This is a genomic window from Burkholderiales bacterium, from assembly GCA_036262035.1.
Lineage (GTDB): Bacteria > Pseudomonadota > Gammaproteobacteria > Burkholderiales > SG8-41 > JAQGMV01.
Map to the genome: position 1 here is coordinate 395,970 of DATAJS010000013.1, position 22,698 is coordinate 418,667.

General features: G+C 65.3%; 24 protein-coding genes. 10 read left to right on the forward strand and 14 right to left on the reverse strand.

The features are described 5' to 3' along the window. Positions 1 to 14: 14 nt before the first annotated feature. Both VHP37_17345 and VHP37_17350 read right to left on the reverse strand, forming a co-directional pair. The gene (locus tag VHP37_17345) at positions 15 to 986 is read right to left on the reverse strand and encodes a tripartite tricarboxylate transporter substrate binding protein (protein HEX2828123.1); all 972 of its coding nucleotides are present in this window, start codon (positions 984 to 986) and stop codon (positions 15 to 17) included. After that, positions 986 to 2,068 (reverse strand): isocitrate/isopropylmalate family dehydrogenase, encoded by a 1,083-nt coding sequence (locus VHP37_17350; protein HEX2828124.1) that lies wholly within the window; start codon positions 2,066 to 2,068, stop codon positions 986 to 988. The genes VHP37_17345 and VHP37_17350 overlap by 1 nt, the downstream gene beginning before the upstream one ends. Positions 2,069 to 2,152: 84 nt before the next feature. Between VHP37_17350 and VHP37_17355 the strand changes: the two genes are divergently transcribed. Beyond that, entirely contained in the window at positions 2,153 to 3,100 is a 948-nt protein-coding gene (locus VHP37_17355) for a tripartite tricarboxylate transporter substrate binding protein (GenBank protein HEX2828125.1), read from the forward strand. Positions 3,101 to 3,190: 90 nt separating this feature from the next. On the opposite strand, the gene VHP37_17360 is transcribed toward VHP37_17355, so the two are convergent. Beyond that, entirely contained in the window at positions 3,191 to 3,844 is a 654-nt protein-coding gene (locus VHP37_17360; protein HEX2828126.1) for a hypothetical protein, read from the reverse strand. An 11-nt stretch (positions 3,845 to 3,855) separates the two neighbouring features. Beyond that, the gene (locus VHP37_17365; GenBank protein ID HEX2828127.1) at positions 3,856 to 5,499 is read right to left on the reverse strand and encodes an NAD(P)/FAD-dependent oxidoreductase; all 1,644 of its coding nucleotides are present in this window, start codon (positions 5,497 to 5,499) and stop codon (positions 3,856 to 3,858) included. A 93-nt stretch (positions 5,500 to 5,592) separates the two neighbouring features. On the opposite strand from VHP37_17365, the gene VHP37_17370 reads away from it, so the two are divergent. Then, positions 5,593 to 6,603, forward strand: coding sequence for an amidohydrolase family protein (locus tag VHP37_17370; protein HEX2828128.1), 1,011 nt, complete (start codon positions 5,593 to 5,595; stop codon positions 6,601 to 6,603). On the opposite strand, the gene VHP37_17375 is transcribed toward VHP37_17370, so the two are convergent. Further along, on the reverse strand, positions 6,598 to 7,713 hold the full coding sequence (locus VHP37_17375; protein ID HEX2828129.1) for an acyl-CoA dehydrogenase family protein: 1,116 nt from the start codon (positions 7,711 to 7,713) through the stop codon (positions 6,598 to 6,600). The genes VHP37_17370 and VHP37_17375 overlap by 6 nt on opposite strands. Before the next feature lie 109 nt (positions 7,714 to 7,822). Between VHP37_17375 and VHP37_17380 the strand changes: the two genes are divergently transcribed. Together VHP37_17380 and VHP37_17385 are read left to right on the forward strand one after the other, a co-directional pair. After that, positions 7,823 to 9,220 (forward strand): CapA family protein, encoded by a 1,398-nt coding sequence (locus VHP37_17380; protein HEX2828130.1) that lies wholly within the window; start codon positions 7,823 to 7,825, stop codon positions 9,218 to 9,220. A gap of 20 nt (positions 9,221 to 9,240) precedes the next feature. After that, positions 9,241 to 10,071, forward strand: a complete 831-nt coding sequence (locus VHP37_17385) for an alpha/beta hydrolase (protein HEX2828131.1) — start codon at positions 9,241 to 9,243, stop codon at positions 10,069 to 10,071. Positions 10,072 to 10,075: 4 nt separating this feature from the next. Here VHP37_17385 and VHP37_17390 read toward each other — a convergent pair whose 3' ends face one another. Both VHP37_17390 and VHP37_17395 read right to left on the reverse strand, forming a co-directional pair. Further along, positions 10,076 to 10,684 carry an arylesterase gene (locus tag VHP37_17390; protein ID HEX2828132.1) on the reverse strand — a complete coding sequence of 203 codons (609 nt, stop codon included), beginning with the start codon at positions 10,682 to 10,684 and terminating at the stop codon, positions 10,076 to 10,078. Further along, positions 10,681 to 11,673 carry a D-2-hydroxyacid dehydrogenase family protein gene (locus VHP37_17395; GenBank protein HEX2828133.1) on the reverse strand — a complete coding sequence of 331 codons (993 nt, stop codon included), beginning with the start codon at positions 11,671 to 11,673 and terminating at the stop codon, positions 10,681 to 10,683. The genes VHP37_17390 and VHP37_17395 overlap by 4 nt, the downstream gene beginning before the upstream one ends. Positions 11,674 to 11,704: 31 nt before the next feature. Here VHP37_17395 and VHP37_17400 point away from each other — a divergent pair, with 31 nt between their 5' ends. Continuing rightward, the gene (locus tag VHP37_17400; GenBank protein ID HEX2828134.1) at positions 11,705 to 12,451 is read left to right on the forward strand and encodes a phytanoyl-CoA dioxygenase family protein; all 747 of its coding nucleotides are present in this window, start codon (positions 11,705 to 11,707) and stop codon (positions 12,449 to 12,451) included. Positions 12,452 to 12,501: 50 nt separating this feature from the next. Beyond that, positions 12,502 to 13,389, forward strand: a complete 888-nt coding sequence (gene yghU, locus VHP37_17405; GenBank protein ID HEX2828135.1) for a glutathione-dependent disulfide-bond oxidoreductase — start codon at positions 12,502 to 12,504, stop codon at positions 13,387 to 13,389. A 47-nt stretch (positions 13,390 to 13,436) separates the two neighbouring features. Here yghU and VHP37_17410 read toward each other — a convergent pair whose 3' ends face one another. Both VHP37_17410 and VHP37_17415 read right to left on the reverse strand, forming a co-directional pair. Then, positions 13,437 to 14,825, reverse strand: a complete 1,389-nt coding sequence (locus VHP37_17410; GenBank protein ID HEX2828136.1) for a M20 family metallopeptidase — start codon at positions 14,823 to 14,825, stop codon at positions 13,437 to 13,439. 12 nt (positions 14,826 to 14,837) lie between these two features. Beyond that, positions 14,838 to 15,617 carry an alpha/beta hydrolase gene (locus tag VHP37_17415; GenBank protein HEX2828137.1) on the reverse strand — a complete coding sequence of 260 codons (780 nt, stop codon included), beginning with the start codon at positions 15,615 to 15,617 and terminating at the stop codon, positions 14,838 to 14,840. 152 nt (positions 15,618 to 15,769) lie between these two features. Between VHP37_17415 and VHP37_17420 the strand changes: the two genes are divergently transcribed. Then, positions 15,770 to 16,054 carry an NAD(P)-binding domain-containing protein gene (locus tag VHP37_17420; protein ID HEX2828138.1) on the forward strand — a complete coding sequence of 95 codons (285 nt, stop codon included), beginning with the start codon at positions 15,770 to 15,772 and terminating at the stop codon, positions 16,052 to 16,054. Beyond that, complete coding sequence (locus VHP37_17425) at positions 16,055 to 16,375, forward strand: NAD-binding protein (protein HEX2828139.1); 321 nt, start codon at positions 16,055 to 16,057, stop codon at positions 16,373 to 16,375. 3 nt (positions 16,376 to 16,378) lie between these two features. Here VHP37_17425 and VHP37_17430 read toward each other — a convergent pair whose 3' ends face one another. Further along, complete coding sequence (locus VHP37_17430; protein HEX2828140.1) at positions 16,379 to 17,365, reverse strand: tripartite tricarboxylate transporter substrate binding protein; 987 nt, start codon at positions 17,363 to 17,365, stop codon at positions 16,379 to 16,381. A gap of 95 nt (positions 17,366 to 17,460) precedes the next feature. Here VHP37_17430 and VHP37_17435 point away from each other — a divergent pair, with 95 nt between their 5' ends. Continuing rightward, positions 17,461 to 18,447 carry a tripartite tricarboxylate transporter substrate-binding protein gene (locus VHP37_17435; protein HEX2828141.1) on the forward strand — a complete coding sequence of 329 codons (987 nt, stop codon included), beginning with the start codon at positions 17,461 to 17,463 and terminating at the stop codon, positions 18,445 to 18,447. Between the two features lies 1 nt (position 18,448). After that, a complete protein-coding gene (locus VHP37_17440; GenBank protein ID HEX2828142.1) occupies positions 18,449 to 19,324 on the forward strand; it encodes an NAD(P)-dependent oxidoreductase in 876 nt (291 codons plus the stop codon). A gap of 10 nt (positions 19,325 to 19,334) precedes the next feature. On the opposite strand, the gene VHP37_17445 is transcribed toward VHP37_17440, so the two are convergent. The 4 genes from VHP37_17445 to VHP37_17460 are packed head-to-tail and all read right to left on the reverse strand — an operon-like array spanning position 19,335 to position 22,670. Then, positions 19,335 to 20,060, reverse strand: a complete 726-nt coding sequence (locus VHP37_17445) for a glycerophosphodiester phosphodiesterase family protein (GenBank protein HEX2828143.1) — start codon at positions 20,058 to 20,060, stop codon at positions 19,335 to 19,337. Continuing rightward, positions 20,057 to 20,755: a 2-oxo acid dehydrogenase subunit E2 gene (locus tag VHP37_17450; protein ID HEX2828144.1), complete on the reverse strand. Its 699-nt coding sequence runs from the start codon at positions 20,753 to 20,755 to the stop codon at positions 20,057 to 20,059. The genes VHP37_17445 and VHP37_17450 overlap by 4 nt, the downstream gene beginning before the upstream one ends. After that, complete coding sequence (locus VHP37_17455) at positions 20,752 to 21,747, reverse strand: transketolase C-terminal domain-containing protein (GenBank protein HEX2828145.1); 996 nt, start codon at positions 21,745 to 21,747, stop codon at positions 20,752 to 20,754. The genes VHP37_17450 and VHP37_17455 overlap by 4 nt, the downstream gene beginning before the upstream one ends. After that, the gene (locus VHP37_17460) at positions 21,744 to 22,670 is read right to left on the reverse strand and encodes a thiamine pyrophosphate-dependent dehydrogenase E1 component subunit alpha (GenBank protein ID HEX2828146.1); all 927 of its coding nucleotides are present in this window, start codon (positions 22,668 to 22,670) and stop codon (positions 21,744 to 21,746) included. Before VHP37_17460 ends, VHP37_17455 begins: the two co-directional genes overlap by 4 nt. Positions 22,671 to 22,698: the final 28 nt, after the last annotated feature.

Here is a 22,698-nt window from a genome sequence, read left to right on the forward strand (position 1 = left end):
CTTCTGCCTTTCGTTCATTCGGGCTTCGCGCCGGACGCCTTGACGACCTTCAGCCATTTCGCGATCTCGGCTTTGATCATCGCCGCGAATTGCTGCGGCGTATTGCCGACGGGGTCGAGCCCCTGTGCCGCGAGCTTGTCCTTCATGTCCGGCGCGCCGATGATCGAGACCAGCACCTCGTGCAGCTTCGCGACGATCTCTCGCGGCGTGCGGCCGGGCGCGAGGATGCCGTACCACGACGTCGCTTCGTAACCGGGCAGACCGGACTCGGCGATGGTCGGGATGTCGGGCGCCGCAGGCGAGCGCTTCGCGGAAGTCACCGCGATCGGCCGCAGCTTCCCCGACTTGATGAACGGCATCGCCGAAGGCATCGTCGGAAAGATCAGCGATACCTGTCCGCCGATCACGTCGGTGAACGCCGGCGCGTTGCCTTTGTACGGCACGTGCACCATGTCGATCTTCGCCATCAGCTTGAAAAGCTCGCCGGCGAGATGCGGCGGCGTGCCGCTGCCCGCGGACGCGTAGTTGATCTGGCCGGGCTTCGCGCGCGCCAGCGCAATCAGCTCCTTCACCGTTTTCACCGGCAGCGACGGATTCACGACGAGTATGCCGGGCGACGTCGCGATCTGGGTGATCGGTGCGAAATCGTGGATCGAGTCGTAAGGCAGCTTCGGATACAAGCCCGGGTTGATCGCGTGGCTGGCGCTCACCAGGATGATCGTGTAACCGTCCGGCGGCGCTTTCGCGACGATGTCCGTTCCGATCGTGCCGCCCGCGCCGCCGCGATTGTCGACGACGACCTGCTGGCTCAGCGTCTCGCTCATCTTCTGCCCGAAAAGCCGCGCGAGAAAGTCGGTGCCGCCGCCCGGCGGGAACGGCGCGACCAGTCGGATGGGCTTCAGCGGATAAGCGGTTTGCCCATGCGCCGCCGTCGTGCACCCCAGCGCTGCGGCCAGACACGCTGCGTAGCGCAACACTGCGCCCATCACTGTGCTTCGATCGCCTTGACGACCGCGCGCGTGAAATCGGTCGTGGACGTGCGGCCGCCGAGATCGCGCGTGAGCGCCCCCGCCTCCCTCGCGCCCTGAATGCCGCGCTCGATGTGCGCCGCGGTATCGCGGCAGCGCTGATCGGGCTTCTTCTGGTCGAACCATCGCAGCAGCATCGCCGTCGACAGCGCGAGCGCCGTGGGATTGGCGAGGTTCTGTCCCTCGATGTCGGGCGCGGTGCCGTGCACTGCCTGTGCCATCGCCTGATCGGTGCCGGCGTTGAGCGACGGCGCCACCGCGACACCGCCGGCGAGGCCCGACGCCTGGTCGGACGCGATGTCGCCGAAGAGATTGGTCGTCGCGACGAGCTTGTACTTCCTGTAATCCCGCGGCAGCGACGAGCTGAACGTGTCCACGCGCACCACCTCGGTCTTCACTTTCGGGAACTCGTCCTTCAGCTTCTCGAACGCGCCGATGAAAAGCCCTTCGGTCTGCGGCAACGCGGTGCGCTTGTGCAGGATCGACAGCGTTTCGTGCCCCAGCGCCGTCGCGTATTCGAGCGAGAAGCGCGCGAAGCGGTCGCACGCCGCGGTCGTGACCACGCGCACCGAGATACCGACATCGGCGGTCGGCAGGAACTCGCCATAGCCCCAGAACATGTTGCGGTCCGGATAGAAGCCCTGCGTGTTCTCGCGGATCACCGTCACGTCGAGATCGGCGATCAGCGGGCTCAACTGCGGCCATGCTTTCACGGGTCGCACGTTCGCGAAGAGGCCGAAGTTCTTGCGCAGATAACCCGAAGGATGTCCGCGGATCGGATCGTCCTTCGGATATTCACCCGCGAACGTCGGACCGAGTATCCAGCCGGTGTGGCCGCGCAGCTTCTGGACGGTCTCTTCGGTGAGCGTGCTCTTCCATTTGTTGTACGATTTGTAGCCGACCGGCAGCTCTTCGAGATCGAGCGGAAGGTTCGCGCGCTGCGCCGCCGCCTGAAGGATCTCGACCGTTGCGGCGGTGATTTCCGGACCTACGCCGTCGCCGGCAAGTACCGCGAGCCTGAGCGCGTTCGATTGCGACATGGAAGATCCTTGTGCAATGGGGGTGCGATGATTGTAAAGAAACCGGGCGGCGTGCCGCGACACGCAGTCCACGTATTGGCGAGCGTGTATGTCACATTCGCCGCAGCGACTGCCCACGGCGCCGAGTCGTCTTCCTACCCCAACCGCGCGATCCGCTGGATCGTACCGCTGCCGCCGGGCGGCGGCGCGGACATCGTCGCGCGGACGATCGCCGAGAGACTCTCGAAGAGCTTGGGGCAGCAAGTCATCGTCGACAATCGCGGCGGCGGCGGCACGGTCATCGGCGCGCATCTCGCGGCGCAAGCGCCGGCCGATGGTTACACGTGGCTGCTCGGCACCGCGACGACGCACGCGATCAATGCGAGCCTCGTGAAGAAGCTTCCCTATGACCCGCTCAGGGATTTCGCGCCCGTCACGCTGGTCGCGGTCCTGCCGCAGGTCTTCGTCGCGCACGCCTCTCTGCCGGCGAACACGCTCCAGGATGTCGTCACGCTCGCGCGCCGGCGTCCGGGCGAGATTCTCTATGCATCGAGCGGCAACGGCAGCGCGAATCAGCTCGCGGTGGAGATGCTGAAGAGCGTGGCCGGGATCGACATGGTGCACGTCCCGTACAAAGGCATCTCGGGCGCGATTCCCGACCTGCTCGCAGGCAACGTGCAGTTCATGTCGACGACGATCGCGCCGATCGTGCCGCACCTGAAGTCGAAGCGGCTGAAGGCTTATGCGGTTGCCAACTCGAGGCGCTCCGCGCTGCTGCCGGAAGTGCCGACCACCGCGGAAGCGGGCGCGCCCGGGGTCGAGGCGACCTCGTGGAACGGCGTGATGGTGCCGGCCGGAACGACCAGGGAGATCATCACTCGCATCCACGCCGAAGTGGTGTCGGTCGTGAAGCAGCCGGATCTCGCCGGGAAATTCCTCGGGTACGGCGTGGAGCCGGTGGTCAACACCCCGGCGGAGTTCGTCGCCTACATCGAGCGTGAAAGCGCGCGCTACGCGAAGGTGGTGAAGGAATCCGGCGCACGCCTGGATTAGCCGACGCGGCGCTGTCGCGTCGTCCCGGACGTCCGCGCCAGCGGACAGAGATCCGGGACCCATTTTGACTTTACGGGTTTCCCCGGATGCTCATCTGCGCCTCTTCGCCCAGGCGCATTGCCCCGCCGCGGTGTCCCCGTCCATGTTGTCCTCGCAGTAGCCGCACTGCCTGCACGCAAAGGTGACGAAATCGCCCGAGTTGCCCGATTGCGGCGAGATTCGCCGGCTGTTGTCGACGTCCTCGGCGCCGCAGCATGGGCAGCACAGCTCGTCTTCGTTCAGGTACTCGATCGGCTTTCCCGGTTCTTCGACCTCCAGAATGCGCGGGTCGGCAGCGTGTTCCCTGATGAAGTGCGACAGCGCCAGGCGGCGGTAATAGTCGCGATCCTCGGGCGCGTACGTGTCCTGCTCGATCTCGCCCAGCAACTCGTCCAGTGTCTGCCGTCGCTGCGCCGCGGTGCTGACTAGGCTTCCGGTCCTGATCGGCATCGTGAGCGCGGTCTGCATCAAGACCGACACCTGCATGCCCTCCCCCGGCTTCAGCGCCAGCTCGGGCCGCGTGTAACCGAGGATCGCGGCGAGCAGGAAGCTGCGCTGCGCGTTCTCGCGCTGCGCGGCATCCTCGATCTGCGTGTGCGAGGCGTAGCTCTCGAGAAGCTGATCGAGCGCCGAGGGCGGGATGCGGTAGGTGTAAGGCAGGCGGCGGAGAGACGCCTCGAGCTCCGAGACCGATCTTTCGACCATCTTTCGCCGACCTAAGCCAGCGCGAGCTGGCGATAGCCTCCCGCTGCGACGGCGTCGCAATGCTCCCGATACGCCGGATGTCCTCCGCTGTAGCGCATGATCCTGGGCGTTTGCTTGCCCTCGACGTTGCGGTTGACGCCGGTCATCCAGGAGGCGACCTCGTTCACGAGCTGCCCCTGACCGAGCGCGAGCACGTGCTCGGTCCATTCGCTGACACCGGCGGCAGTGGCTTCGATCCGGGTGAGCCCGCGCTGCGACGCGTACCGTATGACGCCGGTCACCCACTCGACGCTGTATTCCGCGGTGCGCGTGTAGTTGCCGAGCCCGCCATGCGGCCCCATCGCCATCAGCATGTTCGGAAAGCCCTGGACGAAGACGCCGAGATAGGTCTGCGGCCCGTTGGCCCAGACCTCTTTCAGGCGCACGTCGTCGACGCCCCGGATGTCGATGCGGTCGAAGGCGCCGGTGATGGCGTCGAAGCCGGTCGCGTAGATGATGATGTCGAGCTCGTATTCCTGGCGGCTGGTCTTGAGGCCGGCCGCCGTCACCCGCTCGATCGGGGTCTCGTTGATGTCGACGAGCTCGACATTGGGCTGATTGAAGACCTCGTAGTAGCCGTTCTCGAGCGGCGGCCGGCGCGTGCCCAGGCCGTGGTTCTTCGGGATCAGCCTTTCGGCGACGACCGGGTCGTGCACGCGGCTGCGAATCTTGTTCGCGATGAATTCGCTGGCGAGCGCGTTGGCGGCGCGGTCGGTCAGGAAGTCGTAGAAATTCCCCTGCCACAAGCCGAAGCCCGGCGAGCCATAGCGCTTTTCCCAGAGCGCCGCGCGTTCCTCCGGCGTCGCTTCGAGCGTCGCGCGCGGGTCCGGGCCATGGACGTAGCAGCTCGGCGTCATGCGGCACAGCGCGAGGATTTCGGGATAGCGGGCGCGTATGTCGCGCATCTCCTCTTTGGAGATCCGGCCGTTGTGCTGCGGCACGCACCAGTTCGCGTTGCGTTGGAAAACGGTCAGCCGACCCGCGGTCTTCGCGATCTCCTGGATCGCCTGCACGGCGGTTGCGCCGGTGCCGATGATCGCGACGCGTTTTCCGGCGAAATCGATGCCTTCCTTCGGCCAGTGGTGGGTGTGGCAGGACCGGCCTTTGAACGAGTCGATACCGGGGATGTTGCTCGGCATCGTCGCCGCCGAGAGCACGCCAATCGCAGCGAGCAGAAAGCGCGTCGTATGGCGGGTGCCATTTTCAAGCACGATCTCCCAGCTTCGGGTGTCTTCACGATAGCGGGCGGCGCTGACGCGACTGTTGAGCTGGATGTCGCGGCGCAGATCGAACATGTCCGCGACATGATTGAGATAGCGCTCGGTCTCGGGCTGGCCGGCGAAATGCTCGCCCCAGTCCCACGTATCGAGCAGCTTCTGCGAGAACGAATACCCGTAAGTCCAGCTTTCGGAATCGAAGCGCGCGCCGGGGTAGCGGTTCCAGTACCAGGTGCCGCCGACCCCGCTGCCGGCCTCGAACGTGCGCACCTTGAGTCCGAGCTCGCGCAGACGGTAGAGCAGATAGAGCCCTGTAACGCCTGCACCGATCACAACGGCATCGAAATCCAGACGCCGTGAAACCTCGACATTTCCGGTCGCCGCCGCTGCAGTGTCCATCTCGATCCCTTACGAGCTGGTTCGGTCGGAATACCGATCTTAGCGATATGCTAGCAGCGATGCACCCCCGGATCGCGCAGAAGGACGCACGCCATGCAGAGTCCCTATCCCCGAGTCATCGACGCGCACGTGCACTGGTATCCGCGCGAGTTCGTCGAACTGATGATCAAGAGAGGCCCGGCCAACGGGGCGGTGATGGGCGAGGACGAGCACGGCAACCCCGTCGTCGAATCGGTGCCGGGCTGCACCCAGAAATCGACGATGCGCCGGAAGATGACGAACCTCGAGGACATCATCGCGGACATGGACGATCGCAAGTGCGATACGTACGCGCTGTCGATGACGAACCCGCTGATGTACTGGGCGCCGCCGGGCTTCGGCCTCGAGCTCGCGGCCGCTCACAACGACGCGTGCGTCGAAGCTCACCGCCGGTATCCGGATCGCTTCTACGGCACGATCGTCCTGCCCATGCAGGACGTGAAGCTCTCGTGCGAGGAGCTGGACCGCATGGCGAAACACCCGTGCATGCGCGCGGTGTTCATCGCCGAGCACATCAACGGCAGGAATCTTCACGAGCAGGCGTTCTGGCCGATCTACGAGCGCGCCGAAGCGCTCGACCTGCCGCTCTTTCTGACCAACCTCTACCCGACGGGCGCCGAGCGCATGAAGGACCACTTCATGCTCAACGTCGTCGGCAATCCGCAGGAAGCCGGTTACGCCGCGATGAGCCTGGTGTGCGGCGGCGTGCTCGATGCATTTCCGAAGCTGGAAGTGTTCCTGCCTCACGCCGGAGGAACGTTCCCGTGGCTGATCGGGCGCCTCGAAGCGGGAATCCGGCTGAGTCCCGAGCTCTCGCACATGAGAGGCAAACCGGTGCGCGAGTACCTGCGCCGCTTCCACTACGACCTCATCACGCACGACGCGGTGATGATGCGCTACCTCATCGATCTCGTCGGCGTCGATCGCATCGTCACGGGCACCGATTTCCCGCAGGGCATGGCGGTCATGAAGCCGGTCGACTTCGTCGAGTCGATCCCCGGCCTGACTCACGAGGAGCGCACGGCGATCCTCTGCGACAACCCGGCGCGCCTGCTCAAGCTATAGCCGCGATTCGTCGACCTCGAGCCCCAGGCGATGCTTGCCCACGATCTCGTAATGGGCGAGGCGCGCCTGGCTGTGCTGGGTGATCACGTTCATGTCCGCCATCAGGCGCTGGAGCACGTGGCCGTCGAAAACGACGGTCGCGCCGCACAGTTGGTAGAGGCTATGGACGATCTTCGAGGCCAGATGGATTGCGTGAGTAGACGCCAGGCGCAGCTTGGTGCGGACGTCGAGGCTCAGCGCCGGCGCATCCGACGTCGCCTCGTCCCACACCTCGCGCGCCACCTGCATGAGATAAGCGCGCCCGGAGCCTAAAGCCGCCTCGGCCTTGCCGACGGCCATCTGCGAGATCGCCTGATCGCGCAGCAGGCCTGTCATGTTGCGTGGCGCCTTCGAGCCGGCCACCTCGAAGAAGGCATCGATGCAGTTGCGCGCGACACCCAGCGCCACCATGCCGTCGCCGGCGCCGAACCCCAGCGTGATCGGGATCTTGTAGCGTGGGCCGGGGCTCACGATCGGTGCGCCGGTGTAAAACACCGTTCGCGCCTCGGGCACGAAGGCGTCCTTCACCTCGAAGCTGTTCGTCCCGGTGCCGCGCATGCCTTTGGTGTGCCACGCGTCGATGACCTCGACTTCCGCGCGGGGAATGAGGCACCAGCGCGATTCGGGCCTGCCGTTCCTGAGACGCACCTCGCCGTTTTCGATCACCTGGGCGTGGGACGCTATCCACGACGCATGCATGATCCCGGTGCTGAACGGCTGGCGCCCGGTGACGCGGAAGCCTCCCGGCACAACGATGGCCCTGGCAGTGGCGGCCGGAGTGTTCGAGACCGCGCTGCGCGGCGTGTCGATCCAGATCTCGCGCGCCGCTTCGCGTGACATGCGGGCCGAATACGTCGACCAGTTCGCGCCCTGGCTGATGGTCCACGCGGTGCTGGCGTCGGCTTTGCCGATCTCGTGGATGACCTCCAGATAGGTCGGAAAGTCGATCTCCAGCCCGCCGACGGCGCGCGGCACGCACATGAGATACAGGCCGGCGTCGGCGAGCGCGTTGAAGACCGGTTTCGGGAGCTCGCGAGCCGCGTCGATCTCGGCAGCGTGCTCCCGAACCATCGGGGCAAGCCGGCGTGCGGCTTCGAGTACGGGTGGAACGGGAACGTGGGACACTGTAGTCATGGCTCAAGTGTCGGTCGTCGCGCCTGACTTGTCTACGGGGGAGCTCATGGACTCGAAACGCAACTACGAACGCACTCTGTACGCCTCGGAAAAGAACGATATCGACATCGCGCTTGCCGGGGAGGCGCTGATCAGCCAGGGCCTCAGCATGTACACCGAGCCGCGCTATCTCGAGCTGGTGGAGCACATACGCGCAGCCGACGTGCGTTACGTGCACCTCGAGATGCTCTTCCACGACTACGAGCACGCGCCGACCGACAAACGCTCCGGCACGTTCATGCGCTGCGATCCCAAGTTCATCGCCGACCTGCAGTGGATGGGATTCCAGATGATGTCCACCGCCCACAACCATTCGATCGACTTCGGCGAAGGCGGCATCCTCAGGAACATCGAGAACCTGAACAAGTACGGCGTGGTGCATGCGGGCACCGGCCGCAATCTCGCCGAAGCGCGCGCACCCGCGTATCTCGAAACCGCGAAGGGACGCATCGCGCTGCTCTCCGGCACCACCACGCTGTTCCCGTGGGGCCGCGCAGCCGATCAGCGCCGCGACTTCCAGGGCCGGCCCGGGGCCAACCTGCTGCGTCACTGCACCGAATACACCGTCGACAAGGCGACGTTCGAGCACATGCAGCGTATCGGCGCCCAGCTCGGGATGCTGCACAAGTCGCAGGAGCATCGCCCGCACGGCCACCAGTCACCGCCCGATACGGCCACCGAAATCCATCTCACGGGATTCTCCAATCCGCCGCACAACTATCTCAAGCTCACGCTGGGCGACAAGATCGAGCGGCGGATCGTGCCGTTCAAGCCCGATCTCGACGGCATGCTCGAGCGCATCCAGGACGCCCGGCGCATGGCGCAATGGGTCGTCGTAGCGATGCACAACCAGGACATTCCCGGTGACGAGCCGCAGGAGCACGCCATCGCCATGTTCCATGCGATGGTGGACGCCGGCGCCGACGTTCTTGTCGGCACGGGCCCGCATCAGGACCGCGGGATCGAGATCTACAAGGGACGCCCGATCTTCTACGGGCTCGGCGACTTCATCCTGCAGAACGATACGGTGCTGCTGGAGCCGCAGGAGCATTACAGTCATCAGGGACTCCCCTGGAACAGCACGCCGGCGGATTTCTACGATAAGCGCGCGGGCTATGAGGGCGTGGGCCCGGGTAAAGCGGGCACACCCACCAAGGGCCAAGGCGTGACGCCGCACAACTGGCAGAGCGGCATGCACCGGGTGAAATTCGAGAGCGGAAAGCTCAGAGAGATCCGGATATTCCCGGTGGATGTCGGTTACGGCAAGCCGCGCTGGCAGCAGGGACGCCCGGTGCTCGCCGACGGCGAAGTGGCGCAGGAAATTCTCGAACGCTACCAGCGCCTGTCGAAACCGTTTGGCACGCATGTCGACATCGACAACGATGTCGGCATCGTGCGGATGTAGTCAACTGGAGAGAGGACACCATGCCCGATACGATCAGCCACGCCATCACCATCGAGGACGTCGAATACCAGCCGGGCATGCTTGCCCGCCTCTACCGGCCGCAGGGAACGACGACGCCGTTCCCGGCCGCATTGCAGGTGCACGGCGGCGCCTGGACCAGCAAGGACCGCACGGACAACGACTTCATGGCGAAGGCGCTGGCGACAAGCGGCATCTTGGTCGCATCGATCGACTTTCGCATGCCGCCGGTGGCGCCTCATCCCGGCTCGATCCAGGACATCAACCTCGGCATCCGCTGGCTGAAGGCGAATGCGGGCTCGTTCGGCAGCCGACCGGAATGGGTCGGCTCGTTCGGCACCTCGAGCGGAGGGCATCAGGTCCTGCTCGCCGCGATGCGGCCGACCGATCCGCGTTACACGGTCCTGCCGGGCCCGGCAGGCGTCGATGCGACGCAGGCCTGGGTGATCTCGGGCTGGGGCGTGCTCGACCCGCTGCTGCGCTACAACCTCGCGAAGAAGGGCGGCGACGACGAGCTGGTGAAAAAACACAACACGTTCTGGCTGACCGAAGAGGCGCACGCCGAGGCGGCGCCGCCGACGATGCTCAAGCGCGGCGAGAAATGCGCGCTGCCGCCTGCGCTTGTGTTCGGCGGCGACAAGGACGAGTGGGTGCCGGTGGAGCTCATGCGCAGCTTCGTCGCCGACTACAACAAGGCCGGCGGGCAGGCCGAGCTGCAGCTCTACGAAGGCGCCGACCACGGCTTCATGACCGGGAAGCCCGATGCGCCGTATGCCGCGCAGGCGCTGAACCGCATGAAGGCATTCATCCGCAAGCACACGACGCCGCGTTAGCGGATCAGATCGCCCCGGCGTTCTCGAGGAGCTGCGCGATCGCCTCGGCCATGCGGCGATAACCCCTGGCGTTGGGGTGTATCGGATCCGATTTCGTCTCGTTCGACTGGAGCACGCTCGCCAAGACCTTGCCCTCGTAGGGTATGGCGAGCTCTTTCGCGAGATCCGCGTAGAACACCGGGGCGCTCGTGATGAGCGCCGGTTTCGGCACGCCGATGAGCACGACGACGATCTGCTTGTCCTGCAGCGTCTTGATGATGCTGCGAAGGTTCTGCGCGATCTCGGCGTCCCGCACCTGGCGCAGCATGTCGTTACCGCCCAGGCACACGATGACGAGCCGGGGTTTATATTCGTCGACCACCTCCGGCAGCCGCGCGAGGCCCTGCGCGGTCGTCTCGCCGGGCACACCGGCGCGCACCACGGTGCGTCCGATCAACTGGCCGAGCACCGCCGGATAGCTCTCGCTTTCGTCGGCCCCGGTGCCGTAGGTGAGGCTGTCGCCGAACGCGACGACGACGTCGGTCGTCGCGAGCTTCGGCAGCTTCGGAACCTCGTCGCCGCAGGCCGCCAGCATCACCGCCAGCGCGATCAGCAGCGAACATACGACCTTCATCCCTTGTTCAGCGCTTCCGGATTGATCACGTCGATCGGCTTGCCTTCGGCGTACGCGAGCAGCCGCTTGACCGCACCGCCGTAGATGCTTTCGTACTGGTCGTCCTCGCAGTAGCCGAGGTGCGGCGTGCAGATCACGTTCGGTAGCTTCAGCAGCGGATGGTCGGCGCCGACGACCGGCTCGCTCTCGTAGACGTCGATCGCCGCGAAACCGGGCCGGCCCTTCTTCAGCGCCTCGACCAGCGCGCCCTCCGCGATGATCGGCGCGCGGCTGGTATTCACGAGCAGCGCCGTCGGCTTCATGCGCGCGAGATCGGCGGCGGTCACGATGCCGCGCGTTTCCTTGCCGCCGATGAGATGCAGGCTCAGCACGTCGGCGCTCTCGAAGAACGCTTCGCGGCTGGTCGCGACCGCGAAGCCTTCGGCCTTCGCGCGGGCGAGCGAGCCCTCGCGGCCCCAGCACACCACGTTCATGCCGAACGCCTTGCCGACGCGCGCCACCGCCGCCCCGATGTGCCCGAACGCGTAGATGCCCAGCGTCTTGCCGTACAAGCGCGTGCCCGAGGTCGACTGCCAGTGTCCCTGCTTCAAGCGCTCGACCTCGAAGGGAATGTGGCGCAGCGACGCGAGGATGAGGCCCCACGCCAGCTCGCCGGTGCTGGAATACGGATTCTTGTCATGCCCCCCGCCGCGGGTCGGCGCGGAGATCGCGATGCCGTGCTCGCTGCAGGCCGCGACGTCGATGTGATAGACGTTGCCGCCGGTCTGGCTGATGAACCTGAGCTGCGGCAGCTTCTCGATCACCGCGCGCGTGAGCGGCACGCGCTGCTGCGTGAGCACCAGCGCATCGCAGCCCGCCACCTGCTCCACGACCCGGTCGGGATGGGTGTAGGCGTCGGTATGGACCACGACCTCGTGGCCCTTCAGCTTTTCGTAGGCACGCGTTTTGCGCAATGCATCTGAGTAATCGTGTATGACAGCGATCTTCAAGGCGGCTCCTTTATTTCGTAACCCATACGTCATGCTTCGATTGACCCAATCCCACATCGACGAATTCTACGACGCAGGGTATGTCGTATTGCCCGGCGTCTTTCGCGAGACCGAGATCCGCGAGATCGGCGCAGCCTTCGATCGGCTGCGCGAGACGGCGATCAAGCTGACCGCGCCGCAGATGATCGAAGGCGCGTACTTCGTCGTCAACAATCACAGGATCAACCGCATCGTCTGGTGCGGGGCGGCGGAGCCGATCCTGCTGAAGTACGGCGCCGACGAGCGGCTCACGGTGCCTTCGAGCCAGCTCCTCGGCAGCTTTGAGATGGACCAGCTCATCTGCCAGGCCCATTTCAAGCTGCCCGCCGACGGCGTGGGGTTCGGCTGGCACCAGGACAGCGACCATCGCCGCTACGGCACCGACCTGTGGTCGGACGTCAACGGCCGCGGCAGCTTCGTGCAGACGCTCATGGCGGTCGACGAGATGAACGAGGAGAACGGACCCGTGCTGGTGGTTCCGGGCAGCGGCCGCGAGGGCCATCAATTCCTGAAGGAACACCATTCTCCGCTGGATGCGGTCTTCGACGGACGATCGCTGCCGCTGTTGATGGAGCCGGGGTCGGTGCTTTTCCTGGGACCTTACACGGTGCACGGCAGCAAGCCCAATCGTTCGAGGCACGCCCGCCGCGTCTTCATCAACGGCTACGCTTATCCGGGCGCGAATCGCCGCGTCTATCCGGGTGAGGGTGCGGGGCGCAAGCTCGTAGTTCGGCCCTGAAGTGATCTACTCTACGCATTCGGCCAACCGGTCGACACGCGAGAGCCAACATGACCGACACCACTCAATACACGCCGCCGGAAGTCTGGGTCTGGGAAAAGAGCGACAGCCCCGACTGGCGCTACAGCAGCACCAATCGTCCCATCGCGGGCGCGACGCACGACAAGGAGCTGCCGCGCGGCAAGCATCCGCTTCAGCTTTACTCACAAGGGACGCCCAACGGCGTCAAAGTGACGATCATGCTGGAGGAGTTGCTGGCCGCCGGCCATAGCGGAGCCGAATACGACGCCTGGCTGATCCGCATCGGCAAGGGCGACCAGTTCGGCAGCGGATTCGTCGGCGTGAACCCGAATTCCAAGATCCCGGCGCTGATGGACTACAGCGGGCCGACGCCGCAACGGGTGTTCGAATCCGGCGCGATCCTGCTCTACCTCGCGGAAAAGTTCGGCGCCTTCCTGCCGAAGGACCACGGCAAGCGCACCGAAGCGCTGAACTGGCTGTTCTGGCAGATGGGGTCGACGCCCTACGTCGGCGGCGGCTTCGGGCATTTCTATGCCTACGCGCCGGTGAAGATCAAATACGCCATCGACCGTTTTGCCATGGAAGTGAAGCGCCTGCTCGACGTGCTCGACCGGCAGCTTGCGGACAATCGATACGTCGCCGGCGACGAATACACGATCGCCGATATGGCGATCTGGCCGTGGTACGGCAACGGCATGATGAACGGCGCTTCCTACGACGACCCGCGCAAGTTCCTGCAGACGCACGAATACAAGAACGTGGCGCGCTGGACGAAAGAGATCGGCGAGCGTCCCGCCGTCAAGCGCGGGCGCATGGTCAACCGCACCAGCGGGTCACCCGAAGAGCAATTGCACGAGCGCCACGACGCCGGCGATTTCGCGACCAGGACGCAGGACAAGATCGGCGCGCGCGGGTAACCGCGGAGCGGTCAGCCGCGGACACGACCGTGCTGTTCGATTCGTGCTCAGCGCGCAGCGTGCGCGCCGAGCACGTCCGCCACGCACGCTGTCAGCTTCTTTGCATACGCGATGTGCAGAAACTCGTTCGGGCCATGGGCGTTGGAATGCGGGCCGAGCACCCCGGTGATGAGGAACTGCGCCTGCGGGAATTTCACCCCGAGCATCGCCATGAACGGAATGGTGCCGCCTTCGCCCATCCACATCGCCGGCCGTCCGTAGTGCTTCCTCGAAGCGGCGTCGACGGACTCTTCCAGCCAGCCCGCGAGCTGCGGCGAGTGCCAGCCGCTGGCGGCCTGGCCGTACTCGTAGCTGACCTTCGCCCCGTAGGGCGGATTGTCCTCGAGGAGCCGCTTCATCTTCTCTCCGGCGCCCGCCGCATCGACCGTCGGCGGCAGGCGCAGCGAAAGGACGAGCTGAGTCTTCGGCCGCAGCACGTTACCGGCGTTGGCCGGCGCGGGCAGGCCGTCCGCACCGGTAACGGCGAGCATCGGGCGCCAGGTGCGGTTCAGCACCAGCTCCGAGCGGCTCTTGTGCATCGGGCGGGTATTGCCGGCGAACGGGAACTTGCGCCAGATCTCGTCTCGCAGCACCGCCGCGGCACGCTTCGCCTGCTCCACTCTCTGCGTCGGGATCGCAGCGTGGAAAGCTTTCTCCTTCACCACACCGGTCCTGACGTTGTCGATGCGATCGATCAGCGCGCGGGCGATGCGAAAGCTCGTGGGCACGACGCCGCTCGCATCGCCGGAGTGGACGCCCTCGGTCAGCACCTCGACCGTCAACACGCCGTTCAGTAAGCCCCGCAGCGAGGTCGTTCCCCAGAGCTGCGCGTAGTTGCCGCAGCCCGAGTCGAGGCCGACGACGAAATCGGGTTTTCGAATCCGTGCGGAGAGATGATCGAGGTACGCCGGCAGGTCGTAGCTGCCGCTCTCCTCGCAGCACTCGATGAGAATCACGCAGCGCGCGTGCGGGCGGCCTTCTTCCTGCAGCGCCTTCAGCGCGGCGAAGGCACAGAACACCGCATAGCCATCATCCGCGCCGCCTCGCCCGTAGAGCTTGCCGTCGACCATGCGCGGCTCCCACGGCCCAAAGCCGTCATGCCATCCGACCATCTCGGGCTGCTTGTCGAGGTGGCCGTAGATCAGGACGGTTTCGGACGTGTCGCCCTCGACTTCCACGAACAGCACCGGCGTGCGGCCTTCGAGGCGCACCACTTCGAGCTTCATGCCCTCGAGCGGATTCGTCTCGCACCACTCCATCGCGAGCTGCAACGCCGCTTCGATGTAACCGTGCTTCTGCCAGTCGCGATCGAAATGCGGCGACTTGGCCGGGATGCGGATGTATTCGGTGATCGCAGGGACGATCGAATCGTCCCAGAACTGTCCGATGGTTTTCAAGGTCTCTCGCCTCTATCCGGCCGGAAACAGCGCGTGCTTCTTCAGGAATTCGATCATGTATTGATCGAAGAGCCACGGTTGCTCGAGCTGGCAGGCGTGCCCGGCGCCGTGCAGGGTCTTCATCTCGCAGCCGGGGATGAGCTTCTGGAGCTTGAACGCGCCTGGATGCGCGCCGTCTTCGCTGCCCGAAAGAATGATCGTCGGGCAATCGATCGTGCGAAAGAATTCTTCCGAGGGCCGAGGCGCGGCCAGTTGCGTGAGGATGGTCGGCAGGTCGGCGTAGGCATCCCGTTCGGTGAAGAGCGTCGCGAAATACGAAGCCATCGGCGTAGCGTTGAACGCAGCGCTGAAATCCTTGAAGGTGAAATCCCAGCGATAGCGAAGACCGTTGTCCTTGTAGAACTGGATGTGCGGCGACACCTCTTCGGGCCCGCGATAACCGGTCCCGCAGACGATCATCGCCCTGGTCTGCCTGGGCCTGAGCTTGTACATGTGCGGCACGAGGGAAGAGCCGACGGAGCAGCCGACGAGCACCGCAGGCTCGCCCGGACAGCTCTCGTCCAGCGCCTCCCACAGCGCCTGCGCCATGTCGAAGCGCGACATTTCCGCAGTCCCGGCGGGAGAGCGCCCGTAACCCGGAATGTCGATCGCCACGCAGCGGAACCATGTCGAGAACCGCGCCATCTGGTAGATCCAGCACGACTGGTCCATCGGGTTGGGATGAACGAAGGCCATCACCGGGCCCGTACGGCCCATGCGCTCGTAATAGAGAGGTCCGTTGACATTCGGCACGATATCTTCCTCCGTTGAATGGATGGCGCGCCCGGCGCGCCGCCGCTGTCGGTAGCTTATCAAACGCGTATCCGCAGCTTGCCTGTGGTGTTGTCCGATGACGGAATCCGTTCACAATACGCCGCACCGTTCGAACGCGAGAGGAGATCGTCATGACCGGAAAAGTCGGATTCGTCGGCGTCGGCGCCATGGGCGGGCCGATGGCGTTGAACCTCGTCAAGGCAGGCTTCGAGGTGATCGTCCACGACATCGACCCGGCCCGGGTCGCGCCGTTGGCCGCGGCAGGCGCGCGCGTCGTGGATACGCCGGCGGCGGCCGCCGCCGAGTGCAGGCGCACGATCTGCCTGGTCGAAACCGCCGATCAGGCCGAAGCAGTGATCTTCGGCGACAACGTTTCGTCCGCAACGCGCAACCGCGTGACATCGTCATCTGCATGAGTGCTCGGCGCGAAAGCCGGCCTGGATGCGAAGAAGATCTACGAGGTCGTGAGCGCGAGCACCGGCAACAGCGTGCAGTTCCAGAACCGCGTGCCGCGGATCATCGCACGCAACTTCACGCCGGGCGGCACGCTCGACATCTCCTTCAAGGACCAGGAGCTCGAAACCGCTTTCGCCAAGCGGCTGGGCGTACCGCTCTTTCTCGCCAACGTGTCGCAGCAGGTCTACCAGATGGGGCGCGCCGCCGGATTCAGCAAGGAAGACGGCTCGTCGCTCGTCAAGGTGTACGAGCAGCTGGCGGGGGTGAAGGTCGGCGGCTGAGCATCACTTTTCAGACTTTCCGGGCGCACCGACCGCGGCGAAGAACGCCTTGTACTTTCCCACGCGCTCGTGGAGGAATTTCAAGTACTCCGCGCTCGCGAGGTAACGGTCCTCGTAATAGTACTTGCGCGCATGCTCCTTCCATTGCGGCGACTCGTACGCGCGCTTCAACACGCCCTCCATCATCGCAGCGGTCTCCTTCGGCACCCCCGCCGGGAGGACGAAGCCGCGGATGGTTCCCTCGTCGATCTTGTATCCCGCCTCCGTCGCAGTCGGCAGGTCCGGCAACTGCGGCATGCGCTTGAGCGAGGTGATCGCGAGCGCGCGCACTTTCTTCGCTTCCAGCAGCGCCAGGCCTTCGCTCAGGTTCTCGGTGGTGAAATGCGTATGACCGCCCGCGACCGACAACAGCGCTTCGCCGCCGCCCTTGAACGTGACGAACTTGAACTTCGCGCCCGGCGCGAGCTTCTCCAGCTCGTGGATGACGATGCGCCCCGAGCCGAGCGGGTTGGTGATGGCGCCGACGATGGTGTCGGGCGCCTTGCGCGCCGCTTCGGCCAGGTTCTTCAACGTCCTGTACGGCAGGTCCGCGTTCACCATGATGGTCTGCGGATCGACGGCGAAGAGCGCGAGCGGCGTGTAGTTCTCGAGTCCGATGTTCACGTCGGCCCGCGCCGCCATGATGGCGATCGTCCCGGTCGCAGCGAGCATGACGTAGGGATCGCCCCGCTTGGTCTGGAAGTAGTTGTAGGCGATGAGGCCCCCGCCGCCCGTGCGGTTCTGCACGACGAACGGCTGGGGCAGCAGCTTGTTCCTCAGGACGATGTCCGCGAGCGCGCGGGCATAGATGTCGGTGCCGCTGCCGGGCGAAGTCGGCGACACGAGCTCGATCGGTTTGGTCGGGTACGACTGGGCGACGGCCGTTCCGGATAGGCTTGCCGCGAGCGCAGCAGCCGACAGCCGCGTGACAACACCAACCGACTTCGCCATGATGGCTTCCTCCGTTGTGGTTTCGATCGTGCTGTGCCGTCGAAAGTATTCCGGCCCGCCTCTAAGGTCAACAACCGAAGCAGGAGGAGCAGCAGATGAGATTGCTACGTGGCATTCGTGTTGCCCTGGCGCTCGCGGGGCTGTCTCTTTATGTGTCGGCGCACGGCGCGGCCGCACCGGAAGGATCGACTTATCCCACCAAACCGGTACGGCTGATCGTGCCGTTCGCACCCGGCGGCACCAACGACATCCTGGGGCGCATGATCGCCACCGACCTCGGCGCGCGGCTCGGCCAGACCTTCATCGTGGACAACCGGCCGGGCGCCGACGGCGCCATCGGCACCGAATACGTCATGAAGGCGAATCCGGACGGGCATACCCTGATCGTCCTGTCCGCCGCATACGCCATGAATCCCGCCGTTCGCAAGCTGCCCTACGATCCGCAGACAGCGGTCGAGTTCATCATCGGGCTCGGCTCGGGGCCGACCGTGCTGTCGGTGGGTCCGTCGCTGCAGGTCGATTCGGCGAAAGCGTTGTTCGCCGTCGCCAAAGCCAGGCCGGGTCAGGTCATCTTCAGCACTTCGGGCGGATTCCAGTACTTCGCCACCGGGCTGTTGCAAACGCTGTCGGGTACGCAGCTCAACATCGTGTTGTACAAGGGCACGGCCCCGGCGCTTGTCGATGTCATCGGCGGTCAGACGCACGCGAGCATCGCGCCCATCCTGCCTTCCCAACCGCATTTCAAGTCCGGCAAGTTGAAGCCGCTCGCAATGGGCACCTTGAAGCGCAGCGCCATGCTCCCCGACCTGCCGACGCTGGACGAGCTCGGCGTGAAGGGCTTCGATGCGTCCAACTGGTACACGCTGGCCATCACGCCCGGGACCCCGAAAGCGATCGTCGACAGGTTGTATACGGAGACCGCCGCCTACATGCGCTCCCCCGAGACGCTGAAAATCCTGACCGCCACGGGCGTCGAAGTGGATGTGAAGTCGACCGCGGAAGTGCGCAGGTTCGTCCGCGATGAGATCGTGAAATGGCGCAAGGTGGCGATCGACGCCAAGATGCCGCGCGAGGTGAATTGAAATGGCCCGCAAACGTGTCCTCATCACCGGCGCAGCCGGCTATCTCTCGCGCCAGCTCCTGCCCGTGTTCCGCGAGCGCTACGACCTCGTGCTGCTCGACCGCAAGAAGCCGGACGACATCGACGACATCATCGAGGTCGACCTCGTCAATCCCGACATCGACAGCTACCGCGAGCACTTCAAGGGCGTCGATGCGATCGTTCACAACACGCGCAGCACTCGCCCGGGCGTGAATACCGGCGCACCGCGGCAGTGGCTCGAGGACCGGCCGCCGGGCGATCTGGACGGTTACTACGTCGAGCGCGATTCGATCGACATGGCTTATCACGTGTTTCGCCTCGCCCAGGAAGAAGGCGTCACGCGCGTCGTCACCGCGAGCTCGAACCACGCCACCGACTGGTACGAAACCAAGCTGCACGACGGCCGCATGCATTCGTGCGATCACACGACCTATCCGCTGTCGGACAACTTCTACGGCTGGGCGAAGATCGCCTACGAGAATCTCGGCTTCATCTTCGCCACCGGCCGTTTCGGCAGGCCGGTCGAGAGCATCCACATCCGCATCGTCGTCCCGCGCGCGGTCGACGGCGCGAAGCTCGCGAGCAACCAGACCAGCTACAAGCGCGATCTGGCGGGTTACATCAGCGAGCGCGACCTGCAGCAGCTCTACATGAAGTCGATCGACACGCCCGACATCCGCAACGCCGACGGCGTGCCGTGGCACTGCTTCTACGGCGTGTCCGACAATACGCGCTCATGCTGGAGCATCGCCAACGCGCGGCAGGTGATCGGTTATGCGCCGCAGGACGACTCCGAGCGCGTGTTCGCCGACGATATCGAGCGCTTTCTGACCAGCAACGGGCGCACGGCGGCTTGAAAGCCGCGGTTCACTCCCAAACGCAGTCGTGGGCTTCCAGATACGCGATCAGCTTGTCGGGGAAGTTCACGGTCATGCCATCGACGCCGGCCTGCACGAGACGTTGCATGAGTTCTTCGGTGGCGACGCCCCAGGCGCGCACGACGAAGCCATCGGCATGAAGGCGATCGACCAACTCCGGCGTCACGGTGTCGGCTCGCGGACAAAACTGGGTGACGCCGATGGCGTGCGCCTGCGCGATGATCGAGTCGTTGACCTCTCTCACCAGCCAGCCCATCGGCAACTCGGGCGCATACGCACGCGTCTCCTCGAGCCGCACGCTCTGGAACGAGGTTACGGTGACCTCTTGCTCCATGCCGTGCTTGCGTATCAGGTCGACCGTTCGCTGCGAGAGAGACTCGGACTTTCCCTTGATCTCGGTATGTACGTGTGCCCGTCCCTTGTATCGAGCGAGCACCTCATCGAATAGGGGAATCCGTTCGCCTTCGAATTGCGGTCCGAACCACGACCCCGCATCGAGCGCCCGCAGCGCTGCCAGCGTATGGCTCGTCACCAGTCCGCTGCCATTCGTGGTCCGGTCCACCTTGTCGTCATGGATGACGACGGTGTGGCTGTCGCTGGTCAGGGCCACATCCAGCTCGATGTGACGCGCGCCCATCTCGAGAGCCAGATCGAAAGCCGCCAGAGTATTTTCGGGCGCGTAGGACGAGGCACCCCTGTGGGCGATAACCATCATTGCCGAAGCACCTCCACCAGATCGTCCAGGAAGCGGCCCGCCGGGACGCCGTTCACGATGCGGTGGTCGTAAGTAAGCGAGATCGGGAGCACGCGCCGCACGCTCCAGCCTTGGGGAGCCGCTTCATCCACCGCCATCCGCGGTGCGGCTCGGCCGATGCCGAGTACGGCAGCCTGCCCCGGCGTGAGCACCGGTGTCGCCCAGGTCACGGTGCGCAGCATGCCGTAATTGCTCAGGGTGAATGTTGCGCCCTGAACATCCTCCTTGGAGAGGGCGCCCGCCTCCACTCGTTGCTGCAGCGTCTGTAGCTGCGTCACGATCTCAGCCAGCGAGCGCTCGTCGGCGCGCTTCATCACCACCGCGAAGAGATCGTCCGAGGGAAGTGACAGCGCGACGGCAACGTTCACCTCGGCGTACTCGATCACAGTGTCGTCCTCGATCGTCGCGTTGAGGCGTGGATGTTTGCGCAGGCAGGCGGCCGCTGCCTTGATCAGTAGATGGGTGAGCGTCAAGCCAGGAATTGAACCGCGCAGCTCTCGCGCGTATGCCAACGCTGCTTCGGCATCCACTTCCGCCATCGCTGTGACATGCGCGGTGGATTGAATGCCCGCGAGGGTGCGGTTGGCCACCACGCGCTGTATGCCGCGCAGCGGTATGCGCCGTGCGACCGGCACGCCGTTGACCCTATCCGTCATGCGCGGGTGCTCGCCATCACGCGGCGGGCGGCATCGACGATGTGGCGCACGTTGGGCAGCGCGTGGGGACGCACCTTGCCGCTGGGCACCGGCACCGGCGCGGCGCCGATGCGCACGACCGGCGCAAGCAAGAGCTCGGGCGCTTCCTCCGCGACACACGCCGCCACCTCCGCGCCGATCCCTCCGGCGACCCACGCCTCGTGCACGGTGATCAGCCGGCGCGTGCGACGCACGGACGCGACGATGGCGTCGCGATCGAGCGGACGCAGCGTGCGCAGATCGAGGATCTCGAGCTCGATGCCCTCTTGAGCCAACTCATCGGCAGCGCGCAGAGCCAGTGGAACCGAGCTGCCCACCGCGACCACCGTCGCGTCGCGACCCTCGCGCGCGATGCGCGCCTTGCCGATCGACGTTTCGTAAGCGTCGCGGGGCACGGGTGCGCGCGCGGCGTGAGAGAGGCTCATCGCCTCGAAGAACAGCACCGGACCGTCGTCGCGGATCGCCGCCGTCATCATTCCCTTCGCGTCCGCCGGCGTGGCGGGCATGACGACTTTCCATCCCGGCACGTGCGCGAACCACGCGGAGTAATCCTGGGGGTGCCCGCCGTAAGGGCCGTCACCCACGCGAGTGCGTACGACGACGGGAACGCGCGCGGCGCCGCCGGTCATGTAATGGAGATTGGGCGCCTGATTGATGAGCTGGTTCATGGCCGCGGGCAGGAATTCGCCGAAGCTGATCTCGACGATGGGCCGCCGGCCGAAGAGCGCCGCGCCCAGTGCGGCGCCCACCATGGCGGACTCCGATATGGGCGCCTCGCGGATCCGTGTCGGGCCGAATTCTTCCAGCAGACCCTTGGTGCCCTGCATGGATCCGCCCATGGCGCCGACATCCTGACCGATGTAGAAGACGCGCGGATCATCGCGCATCGCCTCCGCGATCGCTTCGACGATCGCTTCCATGTGAGTCAGCCGCGGGCTCGGCTCGGCGCTCATGGATGGATCTCGTCCAGACCCAGCTCCGCTTCACCGGTGTCCGGTAACGCCTTCACCGTCGCGAGCATCGACATGACTGTGGCGCGCGCGGCATCACACAATCTCTCCAGGTCGCTCGCGGATGCTTCGCCTCGCTGGATCAGTTGATCGCCGTATCGGACGAGCGGATCCGCCATGGGCATGTCCGCGTGGATTCCCCGATAGTCCTGTGGGTCCGCGGCCCAATGCCCTTTGGCGCGCCACGTGCGCGCTTCGATCAGGCTCGGTCCTTTACCCTCACGCGCTCGCTTGATTGCCTCTGTGGTAACACGGCGCACGGCGTCGAGATCGTTGCCGTCGACTTCGACGCCAGGCATGCCGTATCCGGCTGCGCGATGCGCCACTGGAGCCGGTAGATAGTCCGACGCAGGCTGCGAGATGGCCCAGCCGTTGTGCTGGCAGACGTAGACGATGGGCAGCCGCCAGCTTGCCGCGAGATTCAGGTTCTCGTGGAAGTCGCCGCGATTGGCCGTGCCGTCGCCGAAGCTGCACACGCAGATGCGGTCCGATCCCTCCTGCTGGAAAGCGAGCGCCGCGCCGGTCGCGATTCCGAGACTGGTGCCGAGATCGCCTGCGACCCACGGAACGATGTGCAGATCCACGGGACCGGTGAACGGCACCGAGCGGCCTTTGTTGTAGCCGCCGACCTTTCCCAGGACTTGCGCCGCGAGCCGCGCCATCTCCGCGCCGCGCATCATGTAGATCACCAACGGGTCGCGGTAGTGCGCAGCGATGGCGTCGTCCGCACGCAGATCGCAGAACGCACCGACCATCGTGGCTTCTTCTCCGGCGCTCGGGAACCAGCGCGGATTGGCGGCGCACAGGACTTCGTCGAGCGCGCGTGAGAGCGCCATCCAGCCGTAGAGGCGCAGGCCTTCGCTCAAGCCTTGCGCCTCCGCCAGCGGAAGTATC